A 26562-nucleotide genomic window follows, 5' to 3' on the forward strand; every position below is an offset into this window, starting at 1 on the left:
CAGAAGAGCAGCAACAGCTGCAGTTGACACGAGCGCTTTCATAGCGTCCTCACGGTAAAAGTACAGATAAGTTACAACTTAGCCGTGAGGATGAGTTCGGCATGAGCCCCCGAACGGGGCAAGTTGACTGGCGTCTCCCGGGTCGCTAAAACCCCACCTGCAGCACGAAGATGCCGGGGAAGATCGCGAACGCGATGGTGATCGGCAGGATGAGGAACACGAGCGGGAAGAGCATGGCGACCTCCTTCTTGCCCGCGACCTCGAGCAGTTCGCGCTTGGACTCTTCGCGCGCATCTTGAGCTTGGGCTTGCAGCACCTCCGAGAGCGGGGTTCCGCGATCGAGCGCACCGAGAATCTGGTCGACGCAGCGGGTGAACGGGGCCAATTCCAGTTCGCGGGCGAGCACACCCAGCGTCTCGCCGAACGGCAGCCCCGTGTTGACCGCGGAGACGACGCGAGCGAGTTCGCGGGAAAGCTCCCCGCGACTCACCTGCGAGACGCGGCGTACGGCATCCAAGATTCCTTCGCCCGCAGAAAGGCTGAGCGCCAGGAACTCGAGCACGACCGGCAGCTCGGCAGTGAGACGACGGATGCGCGCGGCAGCGGCGCGCTGCAGCAGGTAATCGCGAGCGGTGATGCCCACAACGCCGCCGACAATGACGAGTACGGCCTGCGCGATCAGCGGGACCTGCTGCTGGTTGGCGACCGCGATATCAAAAACGACGCCGAGCATGGCACCGGCCAGAACTGCCAGCAGTTGTTGTGAACGATAAGCCTCAATGGTGAGTTCGGAGCCAGCCTGCCGAAGTCGGCGCGCGATGAGGTCTCCCCCACCAACCACTGACGCGAGGGTCTCGCGCAACCAGCGCACAGCGGGGACCAGCAACACCCCGAGCACGGGAAGCGGGCCGACTGAGCGCGGAGCAAGATGTTCCCGAGCACCCGATGAGACATCGATCACATACGGGGCAACGCGAGTAGCCAAGGTCGGGCGGCTGAGACGTGGGATGAGGCTGAGAATCGACCAGAGCCCAAGACCACCCGCAATGCCGGCGACGATCGCCAACGCGAGCGCATCACTCATGCAAACCACCTCGGCTGCTCGGGAAGGCGGCCGATGCCCGCCATGATGCGATACGCGACAACCGAGAGAACGAGCCCAGCAACGATGAGCGCGACGCCGCCCGCCGAGTTGTAAGCGAGAGCTGCTTCGGGGCGAGTCGTCAAGAGGAACAGCACGACCCACGGCGCGGCCAGTCCCAGCCGGGCGGCGTTCATTACCCAGCCCTGCCGAGCCTCTATCTCTGAGCGGATAGCTGCCTCTTGGCGCAGGTAGATGCTGAGGCTGCGAAGCACGTTGGTGAGTTCGCTTCCGCCGACTTCGCGAGACATCCGCAAGGTTTCAAGGATGCGGTCAGCAACGGGGTCGGCGAGCGCGACCTTCAATTCATCGACGGCAATAGCGAAGTTGCCCGTGGCCCGATACCGGGCAGCGAACGCAGCAAAAGCGCTCCTTGTGACGAGGGGCCCGGTGTGCGCGAGCGTCATGAGGCTATCGGGGAGGGCAAGCCCGGAGCGCACAGCAGACACGAGCTGGTCGACGACGTCGGGCCAGACAACCTGTGTTGCCTTGCGGCGAGCGCGAGCCCGCCAGCTGATCGCGAGCGCCGGTAGCACGAGTGCAGCGGCAGCAGCACAGATGACCACAGCGATCACCGAGGTGAGGACGAACGTGATGGCGGCGACGGCGATGCTGAAAACCAGAGACACGATCACGACAAGGGATGGGCTGGTCGTGGGGAGCCCCGCTTGCACAAGACGCTCCCGCAGGCGCAGCGACCACGCTGAGCGGCCGCGCACGCGACGCTCGCCCTGCGCCGGCCAGAGAAAGGGCGCGCTGATAAGGGTGACGCCCACCGCAAGGATGATGCCCAAAATCAGACTCATGCGACAGCCTTGAGCAAGTGCGAAACCGGGTCGATGCCCGCTGCGTGGAACTTGGCTAGTCGCGCAGGTACGGCGCCGGTGTGGAGGAGCGTGCCCTCCGACAGCCGGAAGAGAACACTGCTGTCGATAACGCCGTCACCAACCTCGCCGGTGAGCGACAGAATCTCGACCACGCGTCTCGTGCCGTTGGCGGTCAATTCGCAGTGGACGACGACATCCACAGAACTGGCGACGGTCGGCACAACAAAACTGGAGTCAATATTGCGACCGGCCAACAGCGGCAGGGTGCACAGCTTCACGAGCGCTTCGCGGGCGCTATTGGCGTGGATGCTCGACATGCCGGGCAAGCCAGAGTTGAGGGCGATGAGCAGGTCGAGCGACTCGGCATCGCGCACTTCGCCGACCACGAGGCGGTCGGGGCGCATCCGGAGTGCTTCCTTGATGAGGCGGCGGAGGCTGATCTCTCCGGTGCCCTCCAAGCTGGGCTGGCGGCACTGCATACCGACGTGGTCGTGACCAGCAACGCTGAGCTCAAATGTCTCTTCAACGGTGACGACGCGCTCGGTCGGTTTGCCCGCCGCGAGCAGGGCGTTCAGCATCGTGGTTTTGCCGCTCTGGGTCGCGCCCGACACCACAATATTTTGGCCCGAAAGTACGCACAGCCGCAGGTAGTCGGCGGCATGCTGAGGCAGGCTTCCCAGCTCGACCAAACGATCGAGATCGCGGATGCGCTGGCTGAACTTGCGCACGTTCACCGCCCAGTGGCGCCGCGTGACATCCGGAATCACGACGTGCAGTCGCGAACCATCCGGCAGGGACGCGTCAACAAACGGGGAACTTAGATCGACGCGACGACCCGAGGTTTGCAGCATCCGTTCGACAAGATCGCGAACCTGACCATCAGTGAGGCGGATGCCCGTGAATTCAGGCACCCCGTTGCGGGCGACGAACACATGCTCGGGCCCGTTGATCCAGAGCTCCTCAACGGTGTCGTCATCGAAGAACGGTTGGAGCGGGCCGTATCCGGTCAACGCGGCCACGACCTCGCGGGCGGCCTGGGCTTCATCCGTGAGAAGTGGCACTGAACCACCCAGCGCACGCTCGCTGTAGCGACGCACCTCGTCGCGCACATACCTCGACGCCAACTCGCTGTCGCGCGACAGGTCAACCCCGTCGCGGCGAACCCTCTGGCGAACCTGGTCAGCGATGGTCGTCAGAGCGTTAGACATGCTCATAGTGTGCGGAGTGGGCGCCCGGTGCCGCGATGGTTGTCCACAGCCGCTGCACTCGCTCGAGAGCGAATCGTCCCGCCAAAGCGCATTTCGCACGCTTTCACTGCTGATATGATGATTCCATCAATTCAGCAAGCGGGCGAAAACTCGTTGCTGCAACCGCACCGATCAGGAGCACAGCAATGGTCGTTCTCGATGAGCGCAGGCCGCTCTACGAAATCAAAGCGAACCTCTTCAAGGGGCTGGCGCATCCGTACCGCATTCGGGTGCTCGAGATTTTGTCGGCCGCGGAGGAAGCATCCGTCGCCGACATGCTTGCCGAGACCGGGCTCGAACCATCCCACCTCTCGCAACATCTTTCAGTGCTGCGCCGCTACGGCCTCGTCGTTTCTGACCGCCGCGCGAGCGTCGTCTACTACCGCCTCGCCATCCCCCAGATCGCCGAGCTGCTGCGCGTAGCGCGCGTGTTGCTCGGCGAAATTCTTACCGACGCCGACAGCCAACGTGAGCTTGTGAACAGTCTTCCTGCGATTCCGGATGCTCGATGAAACGCTCCTGGCGCACGCTGCTCCCCAGCTTCGGCGACTACCGCGAACTGCGCACCAGCTGGCGCGGAGACCTGCTCGCGGGCGTCACCGTCGGCATAGTCGCTCTCCCCCTCGCGCTCGCCTTTGGCGTGAGCTCCGGAGTCGGCGCTGAAGCCGGGCTCATCACCGCCATCGTCGCGGGCATCGTTGCGGCAGTCTTCGGCGGCTCCAACGTGCAGGTCTCCGGCCCCACCGGCGCGATGGTCGTGGTGCTCGCTCCCATCGCCGTCAGTCACGGCGTCGAGGCCGTCGCGATCGTCACCCTGCTCGCGGGCATCATCGTCGTCGTCGCGGGCGTACTGCGCCTCGGCCGCACCGTCAGCTACATCCCGTGGCCCGTGATCGAAGGGTTCACCGTCGGCATCGGCATCATCATCTTTCTGCAACAAGTGCCGTCAGCGCTCGGCACCGAAGGTACCGAGCACCCCACCAACTCCGTGCTCGCGGCGGGCGCCTTCATCGCTGCCGCCCAGTGGCCGGCTGCGCTACTCCCCCTCGGCGTCACTGCGGCTGTGATCGCGATCATGCTGCTGCTCACCCGCATTAGCGGTCGACTACCCGCCTCCTTCATCGCCATCGTCGTTGTCACGATTGCAGCTCAAGCCCTCAACTTGCCGCTGGCGACCATCGGCGAACTCCCCGCTTCCCTGCCCACGCCCGCCGTTCCCTCGTTTGACTTCGACCTCACCGCGCTCATCGGGCCCGCCTTCGCCGTCGCCGCCCTCGCCGCGATCGAATCTCTGCTTTCCGCCCGCGTCGCCGCCGGCATGGCAGTCACAGGGCCCTACAACGCCGACCGCGAACTCGTCGGCCAGGGATTGGCATCCGTCGCTTCCAGCTTCTTTGGTGGGATGCCGGCCACCGGCGCCATCGCCCGCACCGCCGTCAACGTACGGTCAGGCGGTCGCACCCGTGTCTCTGCGGTCGTGCATGCTCTCGCCCTGCTCACCGTCGTATACCTCGCAGCGCAGGTGGTCGCGGTCATCCCGCTGGCAGCGCTCTCGGGCGTTCTCATGGCGACCGCCGCCCGCATGGTCTCCCCTACCCTCATCAGAACCATGCTGCGTACCGGCAAGGCAGAAGCCGCCGTATTCGTGATCACCGGCATCATCACCGTAAGTTTCGACCTCATCATTGCCGTCGGCATCGGCATCGCCGTCGCCGCCTTTTTCGCCCTTCGCGCCCTCAGCAAAGCCAGTGGCGTTCACCGCGAAGAGCTCCCCGGCTCCCCCGAGCCCGGTGACGAACGCATCGCACTCTTCCGCATCGACGGATCCCTGTTCTTCGGAGCAGCCGAGCGCCTCATCGACCGCATCAACGAGCATCAGGGCATCGAAGTCGTGATCGTGCGGCTGTCGCAACTGCACCTCATCGACGCGACTGGCGCGCACACGCTCACCGAACTCATCACCGCCCTCGAACGCCGCGGCGTGACGGTGATCATCAAGGGCATCCGCCCCGAACACCGGGATGTGCTGCAGCGGCTCGGCGTGATTCATTCGCTGCGGCATCCGAACCACCTGTTCGAAGAGCTCGCGCCCGCGATCGAGCACGCCCGCTCACACATTCGGCGCGCAGAGCTGGCTCGCTAACTCAGCGTCTCGCTACGCCGCTCGCCAGTTCGCGCGCTAGCTCAGCGCCGGCGTCGTCTTGTTCTTGGCGACCTCAGAAACCCACAGCCCGCTGTCTTTCACGATGCGCTCTTGAGTGTCGTAGTCGACCCGCACGATGCCGAAGCGCTTTGAGTAGCCGTAGCCCCACTCGAAGTTGTCGAGCAACGACCACACGAGATACCCCTGCAGATTCACCCCGCGCTGCATCGCTCGGTGCGCGGCCGTGAAGTGCCGGTTGAGATAGTCGACCCGGTCGGCATCGTGCACCCGACCATCCGTCACCTCATCGTCAAATGCGGCGCCGTTCTCGGTAATCATCAACGGCAGGTCAGGAAACCGCTCGCCCAAATCGACCAACAGCTCTTCGAGACCATCGGGCGCGATGTTCCAGTTCATGGCCGTGTACGGGCCCGCCTGCGGCAAGAACTCGACATTGCGGCTGCCCGGCCACGCGGAACCGCCCATGTCTTTGTGACCGTCGTTCATCGCCCGCTCGCTCACGCCATCCCACATCTTCACCGTGACGGTGGAGTAGTAGTTGACTCCCAAGAAATCGAGTGGCTGATGGATGGTCGCCAGATCGCCTGCGTGAACGAACGACCAATCGGTGACCTCGCTCGTATCGGCAATGAAGTCGTCGTCGTAGCGACCGAGCAGCATCGGGCTCGTGAAGGCGCGATTCGCGAGCGCATCAATGCGACGCTTGGCCTCGGCATCCTCACCCCGGATCACGTGAAAGTTCAGTGTGGCCGACACCTCCGGCGAATTCGTCGCGGCGGCCCGGATGCGCGGCACGGCCATTCCGTGAGCCAGATTGAGGTGGTGCACGGCGGCCAGCGCGTCAGCATCACTCGTGCGACCGGGCGCGTGCGAGGCCGAACCGTAGCCCAAGTAGGCGGAGCACCAGGGCTCGTTGAGGGTCGTCCACGTGTGCACGCGATCGCCGAGCGCGGTAGCCGCGAGCTCGGCATATTCGGCGAACCACATGGCGGTATCGCGCTCAGGCCAGCCGCCCTCATCCTCAAGTTCTTGCGGCAGATCCCAGTGATACAGAGTGGCGATAGGGCGGATGCCGCGGCTCAACAACCCGTCGACAAGACGCGAGTAGAACGACACTCCCTCCGGGTTGATCGGGCCCTGCCCGCCCGGCTGAAAGCGCGGCCACGAGATGGAGAAACGGTAGGCGTCGAGCCCGAGCTCGGCCATGAGATCGAGGTCGGATTCGAGCCGGTAGTAATGGTCGTCGGCGACATCGCCGGTGTCACCATTCCAGGTCTTGCCCGGGGTATGACTGAAGGTATCCCAGATGGATTCGGTGCGCCCGCCATCACGCGCAGCGCCCTCCACTTGATAGGCCGCCGTCGCGGAGCCGACGATGAAGTTCGGCGGAAATACGAGACCAGAATCGCGGTAATCGGAGTTCATCTTGCAACCCTAAGACCGGGAGCTTCGATTTGACCGAAACTATCCCGAGGTTACGTCGAGAAACAACTAGAGCGCCGCGGGGTCTTCGAGGAGCGCAGCGAAAGCAAGCTCGGCCGCGCCGATCATGAGCAGGTCTGCACCGAGTTGAGCCGGCACAATCTGCACGCCCTCGAACGATGCTTCGAGCGACTGGCTGCGCACCCGCTCGACTAAAAAGTCGGGATCAAACGCGAAGATGGATGCCAAGAATCCACCCAGAACAACCACTTCAGGATTCAACACATTCACTGCGTTGCGCAGCGACGTGCCGAGGGAGAGCAACTGTCGGTGTACGAGCTCGCTCACCGCAGGATCCGTGGATTCGCGGAGCGCCGCATCCAGCGTCTCGGCATCAACGTTGGTGAGGCCGAGGGCCTGCAGCAGGTCGGCGCGGTTCACCTCGGTCTCGAGGCTGCCCTCTTCGCGCGTGCCTTTCTCGGCAGCACCGTTCTCGACGCGAACGTGGCCGAACTCCCCCGCATAGCCGGCACGACCGGTGAGGGGCCGCCCACCACTGATGATGCCGCCACCGATACCGCTGGCACCACCATTGAGGTAGATGAGGTCATCGATGTCGCGGCCAGCGCCATAGATGTGCTCGCCGAGCGCACCTACACTCGCGTCGTTGGCCGTGGAGACCGGATAACCGGTTGCGTCAGCAAGCAGTTCACTCACGGGTTCATCGCGCCAGTGAAGGTGAGGCGCCCAGCGCACGAGGCCGTCTTCGACGCGCACAAGACCGGGAGCAGCAACGCCGATTCCCACGATGCGTCCCGTCGTTTCGTACTCGCCCCGCAAGCTTTCGATGATCACGCTCGAGATCTTGACAAACTGCGAGACGGTCGGCGGCTCCTCCGTCTCATAACGGATGCGCTTCAAGAGCGAACCGTCGAGCCCCACGACCCCGACGGTGATGGCGTCGATCTCGGGGTTGACCGCAATGGCCACCGTGCGAGCATCCGCGTTCACCATCGGCGACGGGCGGCCTACCTGCCGAGTGGGATCTGGCTCACTCTCGTACGCTAGGCCCAACTCGGTGAGTTCGGCCACGAGCGCCGCAATCGTCGAGCGGTTGAGCCCCGTCTGAGCGGTCAACTGTGAGCGGCGCTGAGCCCCACGATGAAGCAGGGTCAGCACGCGCGACAGATTGTGCCGCCGCGTGCGATCGCCGCGACCACCCGTACTGCCCGCGCCCATCGGCGACGTCAGCGACGACGAGGGCGGGGTGTTCTGGTTCACGGGCGGTTCCACTCGGTTGGCAATAAAACGTTGATGCTAAGACTAGCGACGTCCGGCGCGACGCTTGCTCATGACATCGAATGCCACGGCGAGCAACAGCACGAGCCCCTTGATCGTTTGCTGCCAGGCGGCATCCACCGACAGGATCGACAAGCCCATGTTGAGCACACCCATGATGAGCGCACCGATCACGGCACCGATGACCGTACCGACACCACCAGTGACAGCCGCGCCACCAATGAAGACGGCAGCAATAGCATCCAGTTCAAAGCTCTGACCGGCGGATGCCACGGCACCACCAGCACGCGCCGTCGTGACGACCCCGGCGAGCCCCGCCAGCACGCCCATGTTCACGAAGACGAAGAAGTTGATCCACGAGGTCTTCACACCACTCATCTGCGCGGCGAAGAGGTTGCCACCGATCGCATAAACGTGACGACCGAAGACGGTCTGGTTTAGCACGAACGTGAAGAGCAGAATCAGCACGGCCAAGATGATCAGGATGATCGGGGTTCCGCGGTAGGCGGAGAGCTGGAAGGTAAGCGCCAGGATGGCAATCGCGGCGACGCCGTTCTTGATCCAGAACGACGCGCTGCGTTCCACAGGAAGGTCGAGCTTGCGCTGCTTGGCGCGAGTACGGATCTGCTGAGTGAGCAGCATTGCCACCGCTAAAACTCCCAAGACGATTGTGAGGATGTCGCGGCTGCCGCTACCTTCACCAATCGTGCCGAAAAGCTCGGGCAGCCACCCGCCACCGATCGCGTTGAACTCGCCGGGAAGAGCGTTGATCGTGCCGCCCGTGAGGAACACGAGCGTGAGACCGCGGAACAACAGCATGCCCGCGAGCGTGACGATGAAGGCCGGGATACCAACAAAGGCCACCCAGAACCCTTGCCACGCTCCGACCGCTGCACCGAGCAGAATCGAGATGATGACGGCGGCCCACCAGGGCAGTCCCCACTGGCTCATCGATATTGCGGCCACCGCGCCCACCATGGCCACGACGGAACCCACCGAGAGGTCAATGTGTCCCGCAATAATTACGATGACCATGCCCACGGCGAGAATCAGCACATAGGCGTTCTGCTGGATGAGGTTGTTGAGGTTTCCGGGCAGCAGGAGCCGGCCATCCGTCAACACTTGAAACAGGATGACGATGACGGCGAGCGCAGCGAGGATGCCGTACTGACGCAGATCGACCCGCATCTTGGGCAGTGTACGAGTGGGGGTGGTGGTGCTCATCGGGTTAGTCCTTTCCCGCGGTCATCAAGTGCATGAGTCGTTCTTGGGTAGCGTCGGCGCGATCAATCTCGCCGGTGATGGTGCCTTCGGAGATCGCATAGATGCGGTCGCAGAGTCCGAGAAGCTCCGGTAGCTCTGAGGAGATCACGACGACCGCTTTGCCCTGGCGGGCGAGGTCGTTGATGATTCCGTAGATTTCGTATTTGGCACCGACATCGATGCCGCGGGTGGGTTCGTCGAGAATCAGGATGTCGGGGCCCGAGAACATCCACTTGCTCAAGACAACCTTCTGCTGGTTGCCGCCCGAGAGGTTGCCCGAGAGCACCGATACGTTCGGGGTTTTGATGTTCATTTGGCCGCGGTAGCCCTCGGCGACCTTGTTCTCCGCGAAACGATCGACGATGCCGAAACGCGAGAGCTTCGAGAGCGCTGCCGCTGAAATGTTGACGGCGATGCTGCCGATCAGGTTGAGGCCGAAGTGCTTACGGTCTTCGGTGGCGTACGCAATACCGTGGCCAATCGCCTCGCTGACAGTCTTGACCGAGATTTCCTTGCCCGCTTTGAACGCGGTGCCGCTGATGTGGCTGCCATAGGAGCGACCGAAGATACTCATCGCGAGCTCGGTGCGCCCTGCGCCCATCAGTCCGGCGAAGCCGACGATCTCGCCTGCCCGCACCGAGAACGACGCGTTTTCGACAACCTTGCGGGTCGTATCCACCGGATGATGCACCGTCCAGTTTTCCACCCGGAACAGCTCATCGCCGATCTCGGGCGTGTGCGGCGGGAACATGCTGTCGAGGTCGCGACCGACCATCGCGCGAATGATGCGCGCTTCGGTGGCATCCGCTTCCTTCATTTCGAAGGTTTCGATGGTTTGGCCATCGCGGATGATCGTGACGGTATCGGCAATACGGCGAATCTCTTTGAGCTTGTGCGAAATGATGATGCACGTGATGCCCTGACCGCGAAGACTGCTGATGAGGTCGAGCAAGTGTGCCGAGTCTTCATCGTTGAGGGCCGCGGTTGGCTCATCCAGAATCAACAACTTCACTTGCTTAGAGAGGGCCTTGGCAATCTCTACAAGCTGTTGCTTACCGACACCGAGTTCGAGAACCGGCGTGCTGGGCAGTTCATCGAGACCGACGCGCGCGAGCAACATCGTTGCTTCGCGATTGGTCTTGGGCCAGTCGACAACACCGCGCGTAGCGATCTCGTTGCCGAGGAAGATGTTCTCTGCAATAGAGAGGTAGGGGCTCAACGCGAGCTCCTGGTGAATGATGACGATACCGTCAGCCTCGGAATCATTGATCGACCGGTACGCGGTCTCATGATTCTCAAAGGTGATGCTGCCGCCATAGCTGCCGACGGGATAGACCCCGCTCAGCACTTTCATGAGGGTTGATTTGCCGGCGCCGTTTTCGCCGCAAATGGCGTGCACGTGTCCGCGCTCGACCTCGAGGCTCACGCCATCGAGGGCGCGAACACCGCCGCTGAAGTCTTTTGTGATCTGGTTCATGCTGAGGATGGCAGTCATGAGTGTGCTCCGCTCGCAGTGACTTTCGGGGAACGGCTACTGTGCCGTCCCCCGATCGTCGAATCGTATTTCTGGGATCTAGCCGGGGCTAGAGCCCTACGTCTGAGGCCTTCAGGAATTCAGAGTCGATGAGCTTCGACTGCACGTCATCCTTCACAACAACCTCGGGCGCGATGAGGAACGCGGGAACAACCTTTTCACCGTTGTCGTACGTCTCGGTGTCATTGATCTCCGGCTCCTCGCCGTTCATGATCGCCTCGATGAAACCGAAGACGACGTTGCCCAACTCGCGGGTGTCCTTCCAGACCGTCATCGACTGTTCGCCAGCGAGGATGTTGACGACGCTAGCCTTGTCGGCATCCTGACCGGTCAAGAGCGGCCAGTCGGTGCCTGCGGTGTAGCCGGCGCTGCGAAGCGAAGCGGCAATACCCTGAGCGAGGCTGTCGTTGGGAGAAAGAACGACGTCGATCTTCTCGCCACCGGTGTAGAACGAACCCAGGCGGTTGTCGAGTTCGGACTGAGCCGAGTCAGACTTCCAGCCGAGGATTCCGATGCTTGCCCAGTCATCGTTGCTCGCCGGAGCCTTACCCGAGGGAACAACCAGCTGGCCGTTCTCTACATAAGGAAGCAAGACATCCCAGGCGCCAGAGAAGAAAAACTTGGCGTTGTTGTCGTCGGGGCTGCCGGCGAAAGGCTCAAGGTTGAACGGGCCGGCGCCATCGGCGAGTCCGAGCTGTTCTTCGATGAACTCGCCCTGAAGCTGGCCAACCTTGTAGTTGTCGAACGTCGCGTAGTAGTCGACGTCGGGGGTGCCGTTGATGAGACGGTCGTAAGCAATGACCGTGATGTCCTGTGCTTTCGCGTCGGCGAGCACGGGAGCAAGGAGCTCTCCATCGATTGCCGCGATGACGATAACGTCGACGCCGGAAGCGATCTGGTTCTGAATCTGGCTGATCTGAGTGTCGGCCTTGTCATCCGCGTACTGCAGGTCGGCCGAGTAGCCAGCGTCTTCGAGCTGAGCCTTGAGGCCTTCGCCATCGTTGATCCAGCGTTCAAGGCTGCGGGTAGGCATCGAGATACCGACGCTGCCGAGGCTGTCCCCTCCGCCTGCTGCTCCGCTGCTGCAGGCGGCGAGCCCGAGGGTCATCACGGTCGCTGCTGCGGCCGCAATTATCTTCTTCATTGACATCGTGTTGTCCCTTTCAAGTGTGATTGCCGGGCAACAAGCCGGCCACACGGGGGTTTGACCGGCCGAGGCGTGGCTGCGGTCCTCACGAGAGAGACGAAGAGCACGGGCCGGATTACCAGCGCCGTGGAGCGCTACTTCGTTGTATCGCGAGGGGCAGCGTTAGGCGCCCCGTTTTGTTGATAGAGCGAACTTATATTGCTTCATACGTTGAATGCAACAACTTTCGCAAAGTTTCGCCACATTGACGCCTCAAGTCCGTAAATACGGGGATTTCGTTGTGCAGGCGGAGATTGACGTCTCGGCGTTACCGAAGTATGTTGTTCTCAATAACTTATTGCCAATGCTGTCAACGGAGCGCCTCAATGCCTACACAACCCACCCCCGCCGACAAGTTCTCCTTCGGGCTCTGGACTATCGGCTACAACGGAGCCGACCCCTTCGGTGGCCCCACTCGCGCCCCCCTCGATGTCGTTCACGGCGTCGAAAAGCTCGCCGAACTGGGCGCCTACGGTCTCACCTTCCACGACGACGACCTCTTCGCTTTTGGGTCCACGGATGCCGAACGCCAGAAGCAGATCGACCGCCTGAAGCAAGCGCTGAGCGACACCGGCCTCGTTGTTCCGATGGTCACCACCAACCTGTTCAGTGCGCCCGTGTTTAAAGACGGCGGATTCACCTCGAATGACCGCGGTGTTCGCCGCTTCGCCATGCGGAAGGCAATGCGTCAGCTCGAACTCGGCGTAGAGCTGGGAGCCAAGACCTTCGTGATGTGGGGCGGCCGCGAGGGCGCAGAGTACGACTCCGCAAAAGACGTGCGCTCCGCCCTGGAGCGCTACCGCGAAGCTCTCAACCTGTTTGGTGACTATGTCACCGAAAAGGGCTACGACATCCGCTTCGCTATTGAACCCAAGCCCAACGAGCCCCGCGGCGACATCTTGCTGCCGACCGTTGGCCACGCCATTGCGTTCATCGAAACTCTTGAACGCCCCGAACTGTTCGGCGTGAACCCCGAAGTTGGCCACGAGCAGATGGCTGGCTTGAACTTCACTTCGGGAATCGCTCAGGCGCTGTACCAAGGCAAGCTGTTTCACATTGACCTCAACGGCCAGCGCGGAATCAAGTACGACCAGGACCTCGTCTTCGGTCACGGTGACCTGCACAACGCGTTCTCACTCGTCGACCTGCTCGAAAATGGTGGCCCCGACGGCGGCCAGAGCTACACGGGCCCGCGTCACTTCGATTACAAGCCGAGCCGCACCGAAGACGAGACCGGCGTCTGGGATTCCGCTGCCGCCAACATGCGCACCTACCTGCTGCTCAAGGAGCGCGCCGCGGCGTTCCGCGCCGACCCCGAAGTGCAAGAAGCTCTTGAAGCAGCGCGCGTCTTCGAACTGGCCGAGAACACTCTCGGCGAGAATGAAAGCTATGACGACCTGCTGGCAGACCGCGCTTCGTACGAAGACTTCGACTACGAGGCCTACTTCAACGGCAAGGGCTTCGGCTTTGTTCGCCTGCAGCAGCTCGCAACCGAGCACCTCATGGGCGCTCGCTAAATGACCCTCGTCGCGGGGATCGACTCCTCAACCCAGTCCTGCAAGATCGTGATCGTGGATGCCGCGACTGGTGCGCTCGTGCGCACCGGCCGCGCCTCCCATCCGGCCGGCACCGAGGTTGATCCGAACGCCTGGTGGGTGGCCCTTAGCGAGGCCATCACCGAAGCGGGTGGCTTGGATGACGTCTCCGCGATCTCGGTCGGCGGCCAACAGCACGGCATGGTCGTGTTGGATGCCGCCAGCCGGGTCATCCGCCCAGCCTTGCTGTGGAACGACACCCGCTCTGCGGCCGCGGCCGATGCCCTCAGCGCGGAGTTTCCCGACCTCGCGGAGCGCACTGGCTCGAAGCCGGTTGCATCGTTCACCTCAACGAAGCTGCGCTGGTTGCGCGATGCCGAGCCCGAGAACGCCGCGCTTATTGCCGCAGTGTGCTTGCCGCACGATTGGCTGACGTGGCGTTTGCGTGGGTTCGGCCCCGAGAATCCTGAACTGACGGAGCTCGTGACCGACCGTTCGGATGCGAGCGGCACCGGCTATTTCAACTCGGTAACCAATGAGTACGATCTCGAAGTTCTCGGCGCAGCCCTAGGCCGTGACGCCGCGGTGATCACACTCCCCCGCATCGTCGCGCCCGGCGAATCTGCGGGAACGGTTACCGACTCGCTCGCGGCGGCGACCGCCATTTCTGTGGCTTGTGGCGCTGGCGATAACGCCGGAGCGGCGCTGGGCCTCGGAGCCCGCGCTGGCGACGTCGTGGTGTCGATCGGCACGAGTGGCACCGTTTTCGCTGTCGCAACCACGCAGATCCCCGACGCTACGGGCACCGTCGCCGGCTTTGCGGATGCCAGCGGCAACTTTCTCCCGCTCGTTGCCACCATGAATGCGGCCCGCGTGCTCGACAGCACGGCCGCGCTCCTCGGCGTGGACCACACCGAACTTGGCGCCCTCGCGCTCGAGTCCGAGCCCGGGGCCCACGGCCTCGTTCTTCAGCCTTACTTCGAAGGCGAACGAACCCCCAACTTGCCGGATGCCACGGCCACCCTGTTCGGCATGACACTCGCCTCCACGACCCGGCCGTCACTTGCGCGCGCCGCCATCGAGGGACTGTTGTGCGGTCTCGCGGATGGCCTCGACGCTCTCGTGCGCCAGGGAGTCACCGCCGAGCGCATCCTCCTCATCGGTGGAGCGGCGCACAATCCGGCGGTCTCAACGATCGCGTCGCAGGTCTTCGGCGTGCCGGTTGTGGTTCCCGAGCCCGGAGAATACGTCGCCCTCGGTGCCGCAGCTCAGGCGGCGTGGGTGCTCGACGGCATACGCCCCGACTGGACTATCGCCACCGTCGCGGAGCCCGCATCCGACCACCGCCCCGTCATTCGCGAACAATACGCACGCTACGCGGTCTAGCCAGCATCGCTTTCGTGCGCGCTCAGCAACCCGCTGAGTAGCGTCGCGAGTTGGTCGCGCTCATCGCCACCGAGCGACTCCAGTAGCCGCTCTTCGTTCTCGACGTGGGCGGCGAGCGCGCCTTCGACTACTTCGGCGCCCTGAAGCGTGAGAGCAACGCGAATAGTGCGACGGTTCTCGGGGTCAGTTTCGCGCGAGATGAGTCCCTTGGTCACGAGGCGGTCGAGTCGATTGGTGATCGCGCCCGAGGTGACCATCGCGCTGTCGGTGAGCGCCCCAGCAGTGAGCCCGCGTGGGCCGGCATCCGTTCGCAGCAGAGTGGCGAGGATATCGAACTCCCCCGGTTGCAAACCGTGTGCTTCGAAGACATCGCTTTGCGCTCGCTCGAGCAGCCGCGTGAGGCGCGAGAGCCTGCCGAGCACGCCCATGGCGCTCACATCGAGCTCGGGGCGCACACTGGCCCACTGGGCAAGGATGCGGTCGACGCTGTCTGTCATGGTTTCTCGATCTTTCAACGTTGAACTATTTGACGGCTCCAGCATAACCCTCTAGATTGTTTAACGTTAAACTGTTGAACATTGAGGACTTCTAATGCACGTACGCGACACCCTCATCACCGCGATAGCACCCATCGCGTGGGGCACGACCTACATCGTCACAACCGAACTGCTGCCCGACGGGCATCCACTGTTCGCCTCCCTCGTGCGCGCCCTCCCGGCCGGCCTGATCGCCCTCTCTCTCACGCGACAACTCCCGCAGGGCGCCTGGTGGTGGAAGTCACTGGTGCTTGGCGTACTCAACATCGGGGCGTTCTTCCCGCTGCTCTTCATCGCCGCCTATCGACTGCCGGGCGGAGTTGCCGCCACTCTGGGCGCCGCCCAGCCCCTCATTGTTGCGCTATTGATCGTCGTCATCCTGCGCCAGAGCACCCCATGGCGGCTCGTCGCGTGGGGCCTCGTCGGAGCCCTCGGCGTGGCCCTCGTCGTGCTGCGAGCGAGTGCCCAGCTCGACACCATCGGCTTAATCGCCGGACTCGGCGGCACCGCATCCATGGCTCTCGGCGTGATCCTCTCCAAGCACTGGGGTAAGCCGCCGGAAGTTTCTGCGCTCAGTTACGCAGGCTGGCTCCTCACTGCGGGCGGGCTCTTCTTGCTGCCCATAACCCTGCTCGCCGAAGGCATTCCCGGCAGCATCACCGGCCCCGCGATTGCCGGCTATGTCTGGCTCGGAATCGTCGGCGGCATCGTGGCGTACACGCTCTGGTTCCGCGGCATTCGTATCGTGCCGATTGCATCTCTCGCCGTGCTTGGCCTGCTCTCACCGCTCACCGCGGCGCTGCTCGGCGCCCTGCTTTTAGGTGAGCGTTTCAGCCTGCTGCAACTGCTTGGATTTGCCCTCGCGCTCGCCGCCATAGTCGGGGCACAAATCGCTCCCCGAAATCGCTTCGTGGCGCCCGCCGGCCACCCCCGCGACGCTCGAGACCAGTAAACAATTGGTATAGAAAAACGCCCGAAACCCCCGAGAACACGGCACGTTTTGAGGGGACAGACAGAACGTTCTGGTCAGCATTTATGCGGACTATTTCGAACGACACCCAAACGGGGGTCTACTACCCCGCTTCGGGGGCTTGCATGCTTCAGTAAGCAAGAACCGAAAAACTAGCTCCTGGGGGGAGGATCAGATGTCAGAACACGTCATACTATTTGCCGGCCCGATGGGCGCTGGAAAGACGACTGCCATCCGCGCCCTCAGCGAGATCGAAGTCGTGAGCACCGAGGCCGCTAATAGCGACCAAGCAGCAGCGGCGAAAGCCACCACCACCGTCGCTCTCGACTACGGCGAGATCAGCGTCAACGAAGCTGAGAAGGTTCGCCTCTACGGCGTTCCTGGCCAGAAGCGTTTCGACTTCATGTGGAAGATCCTGGCCGAACGCGCCGAAGGCGTCATTCTGCTCGTCAATGCGGATGCCGAGAACCCGGTCGAGACCGCCATCGAGTACGTCAAAGAGTTCTTCGCTCTCTACGAGCGTGGCGGAATCGTCATCGGCCTCACCCGCGCCGATCTCGTGCCTAACGCCCTCATTGAGGAATACGCGAACGCGCTAGCCGACGAAATGCCCGACGTCATGATCCCCGTGTTCACAGTGGATGGCCGCTCTAATGCCGACATGACCGTGCTGCTGATGACTCTCGTTGCCAACGTCGAGCTCAAGCAAGCGATCGCGCCAACACTTTCTAGGAGGGCACGATGAGCATCGTCACCCACCTTGACCCCAAGTACGTCTCCCGAGGCGAACTCGCTCTCGGTGGACTCCGCAGTCTTGCCCCGTCTCTTCGCTATGCCTCGCTCCTCACGGAGGATGGATTCAGCGTCGTGAACGTAGAGGGAAAAGAATTCGATAGCAATCGTTTCGCGAGCATGGCCAGTTCGACCCAGGCTCTCGCCGATGCTGTCGCTCGAGAATTGCGACTCGGAGACAACGAGTTTGTGATCGTCGCGGCCGTACAGGGCCACGTCGTGCAGGTGCGAGTCGAAGATCACCCGCTGGTACTCGCAGCCCTGTTTACCGACAAAGCAACCATCGGCACGTCATTGACCGCCGCGCGGCGTACCGCGCGAAGGCTCACCACTTTGCTGATGGCGAAGTAAAACCAAACCCGACACCCGTTCACCCCGAATAACCAGAGCACGCACCACCCGAACAACCAGAGCACGCACCACCCGAACAACCCGCAGTAGGACCAGGAACTACGAACAGGTGTGATCGCCGCCTAACCCGCAGATCACATCCTGCCTCGAGGATTTTTACCCGAAAAAGCTTGACCGCAGTGCACCCTCGGCATTGCAGCAGAATTCACGCAGGAGGCGTGAAGATGACTACTTACACAACAAATATTCCCGCCGGCTGGTACCCCGACCCGCTTGGCCTCCCTCAGCTGCGCTGGTGGGACAACCACACCTGGACCGACGAGATCTCAGGCGCCCGCGCTCCGCTCGTGCACCAATTGGTCGACGTCGACTTTGCCGACCCCGCCGAAGTCGAGTTCGACGAAGAACCTCAACGCGTCGCAGCATCCGCGACAACCGCCCGCGAGACAGCTCCCGAGCTCAACCTCGCCAGCACCCTGCGTGAGCTTGAAGCACCTTTGGCAGAGACCGCCGTCGATTCCGCGAGCGCCGGAGACCCCACCGTGGGTTACCGCGATAGCGACGACGACACTGATCTCACGGCCATCACCTCGGAGTGGGCCCAGGTTGCTGAAGCCATCAAGATGGCCGCAAGCAGCGCTCAGCCGACGGTTCTTGCCATCACCTCGCCCAGCTTCCCAATGCTCGTTATCGACGTTTCGGAGCGCGCGTACTGGTGGAAGGCCGAACTGGTCGACTTCCCGATGTTCCCCACCGACATCAGCATCCGCACCCACGTTCGCGAAGAAGTCATCATGCCCACCGGCGCAGGCTTCGACCTGAACCCTCTGCTCTGGATGATCGGCACCACCGCCTACGCTCACGCTGCAGCTCCGTGGCTCACCGATGGCGCTCGCTACCGCCTGCGCCGCTGGCCGAACATGACGAGCCTCCCGCACGATGCTGACCAACTGCGGATGACATCCATCCTCAGCCACGCACCGTTATCGGCAAAGGAACTCTCCGCCATCGCCGAGACCGAGCAGGTCGCAGCGAACTCGCTGCTCGCCGCGCTCAGCCTCATGAACATCCTGCGGGTGCTCCCGGGCGCCACCAGCGACGAAATGGGCGCTCCGGCCCCCGCACCCGCCCCGCGCGGCTTCTTCGCTCGCTTGCGCGGCCGCCACACCAAGTAGTTCGCACCGTCGTTACGATTTGCAACCGAGCGGGCGGGTGAGTTACCCGACTCGCCCTCTCGGCTGAATAATCCTTGACTTCGGATGCTTCGCGCTTAGGCTGTGCGAATGATTGCGTTGCCGTCGACCTCCGCCCAGTTCGCACGCTGGGCCATCGCTGCTTTTCTGAGCTCTGCCCTCCTCGGAGCCAATCAATACCTTTTCGGCGGACTGAGCGTCTTCGACAACGGCCCGACAGACCTTCCCGCCGCCGTAGCGGCCGCAGACGCAGCAGTCGAAGTGCTTGCGCTTGTGCTCCTGCTGCTCGCAGCGGTGCTGGCGGGATTCTCGATCCGGGCTTGCTGGATGGCTCGCGCGGCGCACTCCCGGGACATGCCAGCAGGTGAGGCGACCAACAACCTGCACCAACTCAATCCTCCGAGCACCGCGCCGCTCTCACGGCGGACGCGGCTCCTCATGGGCGTCGGGTTTGTCGCCGCAATGTTCGCGGTCATCGCCATCGGCATCGTTAGTATTTACGTCTGGAGCCCTCTCAACAAGGCACCCGGGCTGACGCTCGATGAGATCTATGCTGCGATGGACGCGGCGGGCGAGCTACCTCTCGACGTGTTTGCGTGGGCGTGGGCTGTTTTCTGGCCGTTGGCAACGATCGCTTTCGCATTGCTTCTCGTCTCGCCGACCTTCGCCAACGTGATCACCGTGCGGGGCACGCTTGCGGTCGGGTTCGCAATGCTCAGCGTGGCCATTGGACTCCATTGGCTCGCCGGCTTTTCAATGGGCATGGGACTTGCCGACACCTTCTTCGTCAGCGGTGCGGATGCGGCAGGCCCCGGCATGCTTCTCAACATCGCCGGGCAACTCTTTGCGGTGGCCGCACTCTTCCTCGCTATTGCCCCGAAGCGCACAAACGCGGGCCGCCTGCCGGAGCAGACGACCCGCGTCGTAACGAACTAGCTAGCTTTCTTTCGCTGAGCCTCTTAGCTGTGAACCGCAGCAAGGGTGCGGCGGTCGTCGAGCAGCTGAGGCCAGAGCTTGCGGCGGTCGCGCACAACGAAGCCACGAGCGATGAAGCGGTCCTTGCCGTCAAAGCGGGGCTCGTACATCGAACGACCGTGCATGGCGCGCAGGTTGTCGAGCATAAGCAGATCGCCCGGCTGAAGCACGTGAGCATCGCGGTGCTCGATGTAGGTGTCGACGACCTTGGCGAGCAGTCGCTGAGCTTCTGCCGTGATGCCGTGCATGAGGTCCTGGTCAACCAGAATGTACGGGTCGTCTTCTGGCCCACGCAAGATCGGGAACGGCCCGCGTACGTCATCCGGGTTCGGAATGTACGGCTGGAACGACTCGTCGATCGTGGTGGCCCACAGCGGCTGGCGCAGCTTTGCAACCTCTTCGGGAGTCATGTTTGCCACCAGCTTGCGACCCGAGAAAGCGTAAGTCTTGGCGTTCTCGTCGCCGCGAAGGGCACCGAGGATGACATAGTCAGGCTTGAAGTCAGAGAAGCACTGCTCGGTGTGAGCTTCGAGCTCCACCTTCGAGCCCTGTGACTGCTGGGTTACAGCAAGCTTGGGGTTGGGGACCATGTCTTGGATGAGGTGGCCGTTGCCCTCTGCCTCGTAAGCAACCATGCTTCCAAGAAGGTGGGCAAGCATTCCCATTTCTTTCGCAAAAATGGTGCCAGCGCCGAGGCCGCTCTTGTTGTTCAGCGGGGTGTCTGTGAGGTCTTCATCGACGTACAGGCCACGCACGACCATGATGCCGGCGTCAGAGCCAACCTCAGCAAAATTCAGAACAGCGGCACGGACCTCTTCAGGCAGGCTGAAAGCCGCAGCGAGCGCCTGGCGACCGAAGTCATCCGGGTTCTCGTTGGGGTGCGCGGTAATGCGCTCAGCAGCGGTACGAATCTCGGCAGCCATAGCTGCGTCGACAGTGAAAAGGCTCGATTGGAGCTCGTGAACGGTAATGTCGCTCTCCTTGCTTCGTGCGCTGCGCAAGCTGTTGCTCTTGGTGGCCCTGGGAAGGCGCAGTCGCGGACGTTGTCTCCATAGGGAAGACACTTCATAAATTACACCCTCCGCCCCCTAAAACACGAGGATTGCGGGGTCGGCGGGGCCGTGCACAGCAAAAATGAAGCTACGTCATAGGTGATTCGCGGTTGCCCAATCTCGCGCTAAGATTGACCGGCCAGCGGGAGTGGTGAAATTGGTATACACGCAGGATTTAGGTTCCTGTGCTTTCGAGCGTGCGGGTTCAAGTCCCGCCTTCCGCACAACACACGACGTCTAGCGCCCTGCGGCTGCGTGGTCAGCTTCCTGCCGAGATCCGGGGGTATCCCCCACAGCGAAGCCCCCTCAGCACCCGTTACTCTGTGAGGTACATAGCTACTGTCGCCGACTACGCGCACCTAGCCGACGATTCTGGAGAACCTCTTGGTAGGCACAGCCCTCATACCGTGGCTCGATCCCCAAAACCTGATCAACGGTTTCGGGGCCTTCGCGCTGCTGGGCGTTGCCCTCATTGTGTTCTCCGAAACAGGTTTGTTGGTCGGCTTCTTTCTGCCCGGCGACACCCTCTTGCTCATCACTGGCGTTCTCACCTTTGCCGGCGTCATCGAGTTCGACATCTGGTGGGTCTGTTTGGCCATCAGCCTTGCGGCGTTCCTCGGCGGAGAAGTCGGCTATCTCATTGGCCACAAACTCGGGCCTAAGGTTTTTGAACGCAAAGAGACGGGGCTATTTAGCGTCGAGAACGTCAAACGCACTAACGCTTTCTTTGCCCGATTTGGGGGCTTTGCAGTAATTCTGGCTCGCTTCGTGCCGATTGTTCGCACGTTCGCCCCTGTCGCCGCCGGCGTCGGGCATATGGACTATCGCAAATACTCGCTCTACAACGCGATCGGTGCTCTCGTGTGGGGTTCCGGCCTCACTTTCGGGGGCTACCTCTTGGGCTACATCCCTTGGCTGAGCGACTTTATCGTCGAGTACATCGATCTGATTCTGCTGGCGGCAGTCACCCTCACCGTGATCCCCACCGCATTCCACTACTTCCGCTCGTCTCAGAAAGCGAAACAGGCGCGTGAAGCTGGCGAAGACGTCACTACAGATCACGACGAAGCTGAAGCACTCGCGCTCAAACGCAAAGACTTCGACCAGAACCTCGACGACTAACGACGAGGTCGGATGGTCGGCGCAGGTTACGGCTTCGGCGAACGCTTGCGAATAGCGGTAACGGCCTGCTGAGCTGCGCGACGCACCTCAATGTCTTCATCCTTGACGAGGGCCGAAATCACTTCAACGTCATCGAGAGATCCGACGGTACCGAGGGCGCGAGCCGCGGACGCACGAACACGAGCAGTGTCGTCCTCGAGGAGCGCCACAAGTTCGTCGTGAGCGTCGACGCGACGAGTAGCAACAACACGCGTTGCCATTTCGCGTACACGCCACGCTTGGTTAGTGAGAGCGGCACGTACGGCATCCGCAGCACTATCGTTCCAAGCGTGCAAGAGCGCACGCGTGCCCCACAGTTCGGGCCAGTACAGCACGGGAGCGCCATCGAGGATGCCCTGAGCATGCTCGCCACCGACGACGAGCAAGAACTCCTTGCCCTCATTGTTGCCCTCGATGAGGGAGACGGCGCGTTCGACTACGGTGTCTTCGCCGTGCCGCTCGCTGGCAGCCGCAATACGGGCTGCAATAGGGAGAGCAAGGTCAACGGCGTGGGGATCATCATGTTCAGACACGCCTCAACCCTACGTTGTTGTGTCGCTCCGCTCGACCGCTGGCCTTTTACTGCTTGTCGCCAAGCAGTTGCGTGCGCACCACCGGCATGATCGCCGCGAATGCTTGCGCTCGGTGGCTGAGAGCATCCTTCTGATCAGAAGTGAGATCTGCCGAGGTGCCGGGCTGGCCGTCGGGGCAGAAAATCGGGTCGTAACCGAAGCCTTCTGAGCCGCTGCGTTCGCGCGCCACAGTTCCCGGCCAGAGTGCGAGTTCCACGAACTCGTGCGGCTCGTCGCCGGGCACCACAAAGGCGGCAGCGCACGCGAACTGGGCGGCGCGGTCATCCACACCCTCCATGTTCGTCAGCAGCAACTCGAGGTTGTCGACGTCGTTGCGCGTTCCTGCATACCGAGCCGAGTGGATGCCGGGGGCGCCGCCCAGCGCATCAACGCAAATTCCGGAGTCGTCTGCCAGCGCGGGCAACCCCGTGTGGGCAGCTGCCGCCCGCGCTTTGATGAGCGCGTTGGCCTGGAAAGTGTCGCCGTCTTCGACCGGCTCGGGACCGTCGTAGGTAACGAGTTCGAGCCCGTCGAGAGCGGGGCCGAGAATACGGCGCAGCTCGGCGACTTTGTGAGCGTTATGGGTGGCGAGAACGATGCGCATTGGCTAGTTGCCTGCTGCAGCGGAGCCGGGGGCGCCCTCGGCGAGTGAGGCAACCTGGAGGGCGGTGAGGTCGGCAGCTCCCCCGACGGCGAGGTCGAGTAGCGAGTCGAGTTCGCGGCGGTCGAAGGGTGCGCCTTCGGCGGTGCCCTGAACCTCCACGAAGAGACCGCGGCCCGTGACGACAACATTCATGTCGGTCTCGGCACGAACGTCTTCGACATAGGCGAGGTCGAGCATGGGCTCACCATCGATGATTCCGACGCTCACGGCAGCCAACGAGTCGAAGAGAGCCTTCGAATTCTTGCCGATGAACTTCTTCTCACGACCCCACTCGATGGCATCGGCGAGAGCTACGTACGCGCCCGTGATCGCTGCCGTGCGGGTTCCGCCGTCGGCCTGAAGTACGTCACAGTCGATCACGATCGTGTTTTCGCCCAGAGCCTTCATGTCGACGACAGCGCGCAGGCTGCGACCGATAAGGCGCGAAATCTCGTGGGTGCGACCGCCGACCTTGCCCTTGACAGCTTCACGGTCCATGCGGCTGTTCGTGCTGCGGGGAAGCATCGAGTACTCGGCGGTGACCCAGCCTTTGCCCTTGCCTGCCATCCAGCGCGGAACGCCGTTCGTGAAGGATGCCGTGCACAGCACCTTGGTTTTACCGAACGAGATCAGTGCGGAGCCTTCAGCCTGGTCGCTCCATCCGCGCTCGATCGTGACCTTGCGCAGTTCGTTGTTTTCGCGGCCGTCGTGACGTGACATCTGTCTTCTCTCTCTCGGTGAAATCTGGGGTGTGGGGTGGGCGCGAAGGCCGAGTGCTCGCCACCGGGGCAGCGGAGCATCCGATTCGCTAATCGAAGGTGGGCAGGCTAATCACGCCAGTGTCAAAAGTTTCGACGCGCACAATGTTGGGACCCATGAATCGCGAGGCGAGGCGCGTGAAGCCGAGCTTGTCTGACCCGGTGGCCTCGAAGGTGTGGCGGGCAGGCTCAGTGGAATCGCGCAGCAGGTTGTGCGCCACGAGCGTGCTGTAGACGTCGTAGGCGGTTTCTTCGGCGCTCGAGACGAGGGTTACTTCGCGACCCATCACGTACTGAATGGCCGCGGAAATGTGGGGGTAGTGCGTGCACCCGAGCACGAGAGTGTCGATCTCGGCGGCCTTGAGCGGTGCAAGATATTCCTCCGCCACGGCGAGCACTTCTGGCCCGGTCGTGACTCCCGCTTCAACGAACTCGACAAAGCGAGGGCAGGCCTGGGTGAATAATTCGATGTCGGATGCCGCAGCAAAGGCATCTTCATAGGCACGCGACTTGACGGTGCCTGTGGTGCCGATCACTCCGACACGGCGATTGCGGGTCTGACGCACTGCCGCCCTCGTGGCGGGCTGGATCACTTCGACCACTTCGATGCCGTAGGCCTCCGTGTAGCGCTCCCGGGCGTCCCGCAGCATCGCTGCCGAGGCGGTATTGCACGCGATCACGAGCAGCTTCACGCCGTCATCAACCAAGCGATCCATGACCTCGAGGGCGTAGCGGCGAATATCCGCAATCGGCTTGGGGCCGTACGGTGAGTGAAGGGTGTCACCGACATAAACGATGGACTCGTGCGGCAACTGGTCGATGATGGCGCGGGCTACGGTGAGGCCGCCGACTCCGGAATCGAAAACGCCAATGGGTGCATCAGTCACGCCTTCAATCGTAGTGGTGGATGCCCGAAGACTCCCCGCCAACGGTGAGAGACTGTCGCGTACGCTGGTCGGGTGAGTACCGCTCTGCTAACAGACCAATACGAACTGACCATGCTCGACGCCGCTATCGGTAGTGGCCGCCACGAACGCCAGTGTGTGTTCGAAGTGTTCGCCCGCCGCCTGCCCGACAGCCGCCGTTACGGCATTGTGGCTGGCACTGGCCGCCTTCTCGAACTGATCGAAGAGTTCCGCTTCGGCGACGAAGAACTCAGCTTTCTGGCACGCAATTCGATCGTGAGCCCCACGACCATCGACTGGCTTGCCAACTACCGCTTCACCGGGGACATCAGCGGGTATCGCGAGGGCGAGGCCTACTTCCCCGGCTCCCCCGTGCTCACCGTCGAAGGCACCTTCGCCGAGGCAGTGCTGCTCGAAACTCTCGCACTCAGCGTGCTGAACTACGACTCGGCCGTGGCATCCGCTGCTGCGCGCATGGTGTCTGCCGCCGGCGCGCGGCCCATCGCCGAGATGGGATCGCGGCGCACGGGCGAACGGTCGGCCGTGGCATCCGCTCGCGCTGCGTACATCGCGGGCTTCAGCGCGACCAGCAACCTCGAAGCAGGGCGCAGTTGGGGCGTACCAACGATGGGCACTGCCGCCCACTCGTTCACGCTGTTGCACGACTCCGAAGAAGAAGCTTTTCGGGCCCAGGTGGATGCGCTCGGCCCCTCGACCACGCTGCTCGTCGACACCTACGATGTCGAGAACGCCGTCGAGCTCGCGGTGAAGGTGGCCGGCACCGGGCTTGGCGCTGTGCGGATCGACTCCGGCGACCTCGCCACTCAGGTTGCGTCGGTTCGCGCTCAGCTCGATTCGCTCGGCGCCACAAAAACTCGCATCACCGTCACGAACGATCTCGATGAGCACGCTATTGCTGCGTTGCGCGCTGCACCCGTTGACTCGTTCGGCGTCGGCACCTCGGTCGTCACCGGTTCGGGATACCCGGCCGCCGGCATGGTCTACAAGCTTGTTGCCCACCACAACGACGCGGGCGAATGGGTTTCGGTTGCTAAGAAGTCCACCGCCAAGGCGACCGTAGGCGGCCACAAGGCGGCGATTCGCACGATGGAAAACGGTGTTGCGACATCCGAACTGATCTATCAGACCGAGGATGCCCGGCCCGAGGTAGAGGGGCGCGAACTCATCGTGCCGCTCATGACGGCAGGAACGGCAGATGCTCAGTGGCTCGGTGATGGCGGAACGCTTGCTGCGCGTGATCACCGCGAGGATGCCATGGCCGAGCTGCCGCAGACTGCCTTCCGGCTTTCTCGCGGCGAGCCCGTGCTGCCCACGCTGTATCGCTAGGGTTTCATCTTTTCGTAGACCTCTTTGCAGGTCGGGCAGACGGGGAACTTCTCGGGGTCGCGACCGGGCGTCCACAGCTTGCCGCAGAGCGCACGGATTGGCTTGCCCGATAGCGCCGATTCCATGATCTTGTTCTTGGGGGCGTAGTGCGAGAAGCGCTCGTGGTCGCCCTCTTCAACCTGCTCTTGGTTGAGCAGTTCTTCGAGTTCGCGGTCGAGAGTGTCGGTTCCGCCGCCTGTGATATCGGTGTCAGCCATGGGCCAATTCTACTTCCGTCGCGGTGAGCCGGTGTCTGTGATTCTG

The 26562-nt window shown here is 62.7% G+C and carries 26 protein-coding genes and 1 tRNA gene; 12 read left to right on the forward strand and 15 right to left on the reverse strand.

Translation table 11 applies throughout. The features are described from left to right. Nucleotides 1-145: 145 nt before the first annotated feature. The 3 genes from ACWTV3_RS09515 to ACWTV3_RS09525 are packed head-to-tail and all read right to left on the reverse strand — an operon-like array spanning nt 146 to nt 3176. Nucleotides 146-1084 carry a type II secretion system F family protein gene (locus ACWTV3_RS09515; protein WP_498477981.1) on the reverse strand — a complete coding sequence of 313 codons (939 nt, stop codon included), beginning with the start codon at nt 1082-1084 and terminating at the stop codon, nt 146-148. Further along, the gene (locus ACWTV3_RS09520; protein WP_498477982.1) at nt 1081-1947 is read right to left on the reverse strand and encodes a type II secretion system F family protein; all 867 of its coding nucleotides are present in this window, start codon (nt 1945-1947) and stop codon (nt 1081-1083) included. The genes ACWTV3_RS09515 and ACWTV3_RS09520 overlap by 4 nt, the downstream gene beginning before the upstream one ends. Next, complete coding sequence (locus ACWTV3_RS09525; RefSeq protein WP_498477983.1) at nt 1944-3176, reverse strand: TadA family conjugal transfer-associated ATPase; 1233 nt, start codon at nt 3174-3176, stop codon at nt 1944-1946. The genes ACWTV3_RS09520 and ACWTV3_RS09525 overlap by 4 nt, the downstream gene beginning before the upstream one ends. A gap of 185 nt (nt 3177-3361) precedes the next feature. On the opposite strand from ACWTV3_RS09525, the gene ACWTV3_RS09530 reads away from it, so the two are divergent. Together ACWTV3_RS09530 and ACWTV3_RS09535 are read left to right on the forward strand one after the other, a co-directional pair. Beyond that, entirely contained in the window at nt 3362-3727 is a 366-nt protein-coding gene (locus ACWTV3_RS09530) for an ArsR/SmtB family transcription factor (protein WP_498477984.1), read from the forward strand. Continuing rightward, nucleotides 3724-5358, forward strand: coding sequence for a SulP family inorganic anion transporter (locus ACWTV3_RS09535; RefSeq protein WP_498477985.1), 1635 nt, complete (start codon nt 3724-3726; stop codon nt 5356-5358). Before ACWTV3_RS09530 ends, ACWTV3_RS09535 begins: the two co-directional genes overlap by 4 nt. Before the next feature lie 36 nt (nt 5359-5394). On the opposite strand, the gene ACWTV3_RS09540 is transcribed toward ACWTV3_RS09535, so the two are convergent. The 5 genes from ACWTV3_RS09540 to chvE form a co-directional block, all read right to left on the reverse strand. Beyond that, entirely contained in the window at nt 5395-6804 is a 1410-nt protein-coding gene (locus ACWTV3_RS09540; protein WP_498477986.1) for a GH1 family beta-glucosidase, read from the reverse strand. A gap of 66 nt (nt 6805-6870) precedes the next feature. Continuing rightward, nucleotides 6871-8082, reverse strand: coding sequence for an ROK family protein (locus ACWTV3_RS09545; RefSeq protein ID WP_498477987.1), 1212 nt, complete (start codon nt 8080-8082; stop codon nt 6871-6873). A 42-nt stretch (nt 8083-8124) separates the two neighbouring features. Then, the gene (mmsB, locus tag ACWTV3_RS09550; RefSeq protein ID WP_498477988.1) at nt 8125-9324 is read right to left on the reverse strand and encodes a multiple monosaccharide ABC transporter permease; all 1200 of its coding nucleotides are present in this window, start codon (nt 9322-9324) and stop codon (nt 8125-8127) included. A gap of 4 nt (nt 9325-9328) precedes the next feature. Then, nucleotides 9329-10858 (reverse strand): multiple monosaccharide ABC transporter ATP-binding protein, encoded by a 1530-nt coding sequence (gene mmsA / locus ACWTV3_RS09555; protein WP_498477989.1) that lies wholly within the window; start codon nt 10856-10858, stop codon nt 9329-9331. 88 nt (nt 10859-10946) lie between these two features. Then, nucleotides 10947-12047, reverse strand: a complete 1101-nt coding sequence (chvE, locus tag ACWTV3_RS09560; protein WP_100389830.1) for a multiple monosaccharide ABC transporter substrate-binding protein — start codon at nt 12045-12047, stop codon at nt 10947-10949. Between the two features lie 362 nt (nt 12048-12409). Between chvE and xylA the strand changes: the two genes are divergently transcribed. Together xylA and xylB are read left to right on the forward strand one after the other, a co-directional pair. Next, nucleotides 12410-13600, forward strand: a complete 1191-nt coding sequence (xylA, locus tag ACWTV3_RS09565; protein WP_498477990.1) for a xylose isomerase — start codon at nt 12410-12412, stop codon at nt 13598-13600. Continuing rightward, the gene (xylB, locus tag ACWTV3_RS09570) at nt 13601-15004 is read left to right on the forward strand and encodes a xylulokinase (RefSeq protein WP_498477991.1); all 1404 of its coding nucleotides are present in this window, start codon (nt 13601-13603) and stop codon (nt 15002-15004) included. Here the strand turns inward: xylB and ACWTV3_RS09575 are convergent. Then, a complete protein-coding gene (locus ACWTV3_RS09575) occupies nt 15001-15501 on the reverse strand; it encodes a MarR family winged helix-turn-helix transcriptional regulator (protein ID WP_498477992.1) in 501 nt (166 codons plus the stop codon). The two genes, xylB and ACWTV3_RS09575, sit on opposite strands and share 4 nt — an antisense overlap. A 94-nt stretch (nt 15502-15595) precedes the next feature. Between ACWTV3_RS09575 and ACWTV3_RS09580 the strand changes: the two genes are divergently transcribed. The 5 genes from ACWTV3_RS09580 (at nt 15596) to ACWTV3_RS09600 (ending at nt 19782) form a co-directional block, all read left to right on the forward strand. Continuing rightward, the gene (locus ACWTV3_RS09580; protein WP_498477993.1) at nt 15596-16492 is read left to right on the forward strand and encodes an EamA family transporter; all 897 of its coding nucleotides are present in this window, start codon (nt 15596-15598) and stop codon (nt 16490-16492) included. Nucleotides 16493-16685: 193 nt separating this feature from the next. Beyond that, complete coding sequence (locus ACWTV3_RS09585; RefSeq protein ID WP_498477994.1) at nt 16686-17255, forward strand: GTP-binding protein; 570 nt, start codon at nt 16686-16688, stop codon at nt 17253-17255. Beyond that, nucleotides 17252-17653: a roadblock/LC7 domain-containing protein gene (locus ACWTV3_RS09590; RefSeq protein ID WP_498477995.1), complete on the forward strand. Its 402-nt coding sequence runs from the start codon at nt 17252-17254 to the stop codon at nt 17651-17653. Before ACWTV3_RS09585 ends, ACWTV3_RS09590 begins: the two co-directional genes overlap by 4 nt. 224 nt (nt 17654-17877) lie before the next feature. Then, nucleotides 17878-18828 (forward strand): DUF2510 domain-containing protein, encoded by a 951-nt coding sequence (locus tag ACWTV3_RS09595; RefSeq protein ID WP_498477996.1) that lies wholly within the window; start codon nt 17878-17880, stop codon nt 18826-18828. 108 nt (nt 18829-18936) lie between these two features. After that, the gene (locus ACWTV3_RS09600) at nt 18937-19782 is read left to right on the forward strand and encodes a hypothetical protein (RefSeq protein ID WP_498477997.1); all 846 of its coding nucleotides are present in this window, start codon (nt 18937-18939) and stop codon (nt 19780-19782) included. A 23-nt stretch (nt 19783-19805) separates the two neighbouring features. On the opposite strand, the gene ACWTV3_RS09605 is transcribed toward ACWTV3_RS09600, so the two are convergent. After that, complete coding sequence (locus ACWTV3_RS09605; RefSeq protein ID WP_498477998.1) at nt 19806-20822, reverse strand: TauD/TfdA family dioxygenase; 1017 nt, start codon at nt 20820-20822, stop codon at nt 19806-19808. Between the two features lie 193 nt (nt 20823-21015). Here ACWTV3_RS09605 and ACWTV3_RS09610 point away from each other — a divergent pair. Together ACWTV3_RS09610 and ACWTV3_RS09615 are read left to right on the forward strand one after the other, a co-directional pair. Then, nucleotides 21016-21097, forward strand: a tRNA-Leu gene (locus ACWTV3_RS09610). Nucleotides 21098-21257: 160 nt separating this feature from the next. Further along, complete coding sequence (locus ACWTV3_RS09615; RefSeq protein WP_498477999.1) at nt 21258-21995, forward strand: DedA family protein; 738 nt, start codon at nt 21258-21260, stop codon at nt 21993-21995. Between the two features lie 26 nt (nt 21996-22021). Here ACWTV3_RS09615 and ACWTV3_RS09620 read toward each other — a convergent pair whose 3' ends face one another. The 4 genes from ACWTV3_RS09620 to murI all read right to left on the reverse strand — a co-directional run bounded on the left by ACWTV3_RS09620 (nt 22022) and on the right by murI (nt 24894). Then, entirely contained in the window at nt 22022-22567 is a 546-nt protein-coding gene (locus ACWTV3_RS09620; protein WP_498478000.1) for a HEAT repeat domain-containing protein, read from the reverse strand. Between the two features lie 46 nt (nt 22568-22613). Beyond that, nucleotides 22614-23210, reverse strand: a complete 597-nt coding sequence (gene rdgB, locus ACWTV3_RS09625; protein ID WP_498478001.1) for an RdgB/HAM1 family non-canonical purine NTP pyrophosphatase — start codon at nt 23208-23210, stop codon at nt 22614-22616. 3 nt (nt 23211-23213) lie between these two features. Next, nucleotides 23214-23969, reverse strand: a complete 756-nt coding sequence (rph, locus tag ACWTV3_RS09630) for a ribonuclease PH (RefSeq protein ID WP_486175492.1) — start codon at nt 23967-23969, stop codon at nt 23214-23216. An 88-nt stretch (nt 23970-24057) separates the two neighbouring features. Next, a complete protein-coding gene (gene murI, locus ACWTV3_RS09635) occupies nt 24058-24894 on the reverse strand; it encodes a glutamate racemase (RefSeq protein ID WP_498478002.1) in 837 nt (278 codons plus the stop codon). Nucleotides 24895-25005: 111 nt separating this feature from the next. On the opposite strand from murI, the gene ACWTV3_RS09640 reads away from it, so the two are divergent. Further along, nucleotides 25006-26259, forward strand: coding sequence for a nicotinate phosphoribosyltransferase (locus tag ACWTV3_RS09640; RefSeq protein WP_498478538.1), 1254 nt, complete (start codon nt 25006-25008; stop codon nt 26257-26259). On the opposite strand, the gene ACWTV3_RS09645 is transcribed toward ACWTV3_RS09640, so the two are convergent. Next, entirely contained in the window at nt 26256-26516 is a 261-nt protein-coding gene (locus tag ACWTV3_RS09645) for a DUF3039 domain-containing protein (protein WP_498478003.1), read from the reverse strand. The genes ACWTV3_RS09640 and ACWTV3_RS09645 overlap by 4 nt on opposite strands. Nucleotides 26517-26562 lie beyond the last annotated feature (46 nt).

The organism is Salinibacterium sp. AL4.1, from assembly GCF_059767305.1.

What these genes read in the sequence shown, in the direction of transcription:
- mmsB (WP_498477988.1), bottom strand. Translation starts at nt 9,324, where the DNA reads ATGAGCACCACCACCCCCACTCGTACACTGCCCAAGATGCGGGTCGAT.
- ACWTV3_RS09590 (WP_498477995.1), top strand. Translation starts at nt 17,252, where the DNA reads ATGAGCATCGTCACCCACCTTGACCCCAAGTACGTCTCCCGAGGCGAA.
- xylA (WP_498477990.1), top strand. Translation starts at nt 12,410, where the DNA reads ATGCCTACACAACCCACCCCCGCCGACAAGTTCTCCTTCGGGCTCTGG.
- ACWTV3_RS09645 (WP_498478003.1), bottom strand. Translation starts at nt 26,516, where the DNA reads ATGGCTGACACCGATATCACAGGCGGCGGAACCGACACTCTCGACCGC.
- ACWTV3_RS09530 (WP_498477984.1), top strand. Translation starts at nt 3,362, where the DNA reads ATGGTCGTTCTCGATGAGCGCAGGCCGCTCTACGAAATCAAAGCGAAC.
- ACWTV3_RS09600 (WP_498477997.1), top strand. Translation starts at nt 18,937, where the DNA reads ATGATTGCGTTGCCGTCGACCTCCGCCCAGTTCGCACGCTGGGCCATC.
- ACWTV3_RS09535 (WP_498477985.1), top strand. Translation starts at nt 3,724, where the DNA reads ATGAAACGCTCCTGGCGCACGCTGCTCCCCAGCTTCGGCGACTACCGC.
- xylB (WP_498477991.1), top strand. Translation starts at nt 13,601, where the DNA reads ATGACCCTCGTCGCGGGGATCGACTCCTCAACCCAGTCCTGCAAGATC.
- ACWTV3_RS09580 (WP_498477993.1), top strand. Translation starts at nt 15,596, where the DNA reads ATGCACGTACGCGACACCCTCATCACCGCGATAGCACCCATCGCGTGG.
- ACWTV3_RS09585 (WP_498477994.1), top strand. Translation starts at nt 16,686, where the DNA reads ATGTCAGAACACGTCATACTATTTGCCGGCCCGATGGGCGCTGGAAAG.
- rph (WP_486175492.1), bottom strand. Translation starts at nt 23,969, where the DNA reads ATGTCACGTCACGACGGCCGCGAAAACAACGAACTGCGCAAGGTCACG.
- ACWTV3_RS09540 (WP_498477986.1), bottom strand. Translation starts at nt 6,804, where the DNA reads ATGAACTCCGATTACCGCGATTCTGGTCTCGTATTTCCGCCGAACTTC.
- ACWTV3_RS09595 (WP_498477996.1), top strand. Translation starts at nt 17,878, where the DNA reads ATGACTACTTACACAACAAATATTCCCGCCGGCTGGTACCCCGACCCG.
- rdgB (WP_498478001.1), bottom strand. Translation starts at nt 23,210, where the DNA reads ATGCGCATCGTTCTCGCCACCCATAACGCTCACAAAGTCGCCGAGCTG.
- ACWTV3_RS09515 (WP_498477981.1), bottom strand. Translation starts at nt 1,084, where the DNA reads ATGAGTGATGCGCTCGCGTTGGCGATCGTCGCCGGCATTGCGGGTGGT.
- ACWTV3_RS09525 (WP_498477983.1), bottom strand. Translation starts at nt 3,176, where the DNA reads ATGTCTAACGCTCTGACGACCATCGCTGACCAGGTTCGCCAGAGGGTT.
- ACWTV3_RS09575 (WP_498477992.1), bottom strand. Translation starts at nt 15,501, where the DNA reads ATGACAGACAGCGTCGACCGCATCCTTGCCCAGTGGGCCAGTGTGCGC.
- ACWTV3_RS09520 (WP_498477982.1), bottom strand. Translation starts at nt 1,947, where the DNA reads ATGAGTCTGATTTTGGGCATCATCCTTGCGGTGGGCGTCACCCTTATC.
- ACWTV3_RS09640 (WP_498478538.1), top strand. Translation starts at nt 25,006, where the DNA reads ATGCTCGACGCCGCTATCGGTAGTGGCCGCCACGAACGCCAGTGTGTG.
- chvE (WP_100389830.1), bottom strand. Translation starts at nt 12,047, where the DNA reads ATGTCAATGAAGAAGATAATTGCGGCCGCAGCAGCGACCGTGATGACC.
- mmsA (WP_498477989.1), bottom strand. Translation starts at nt 10,858, where the DNA reads ATGACTGCCATCCTCAGCATGAACCAGATCACAAAAGACTTCAGCGGC.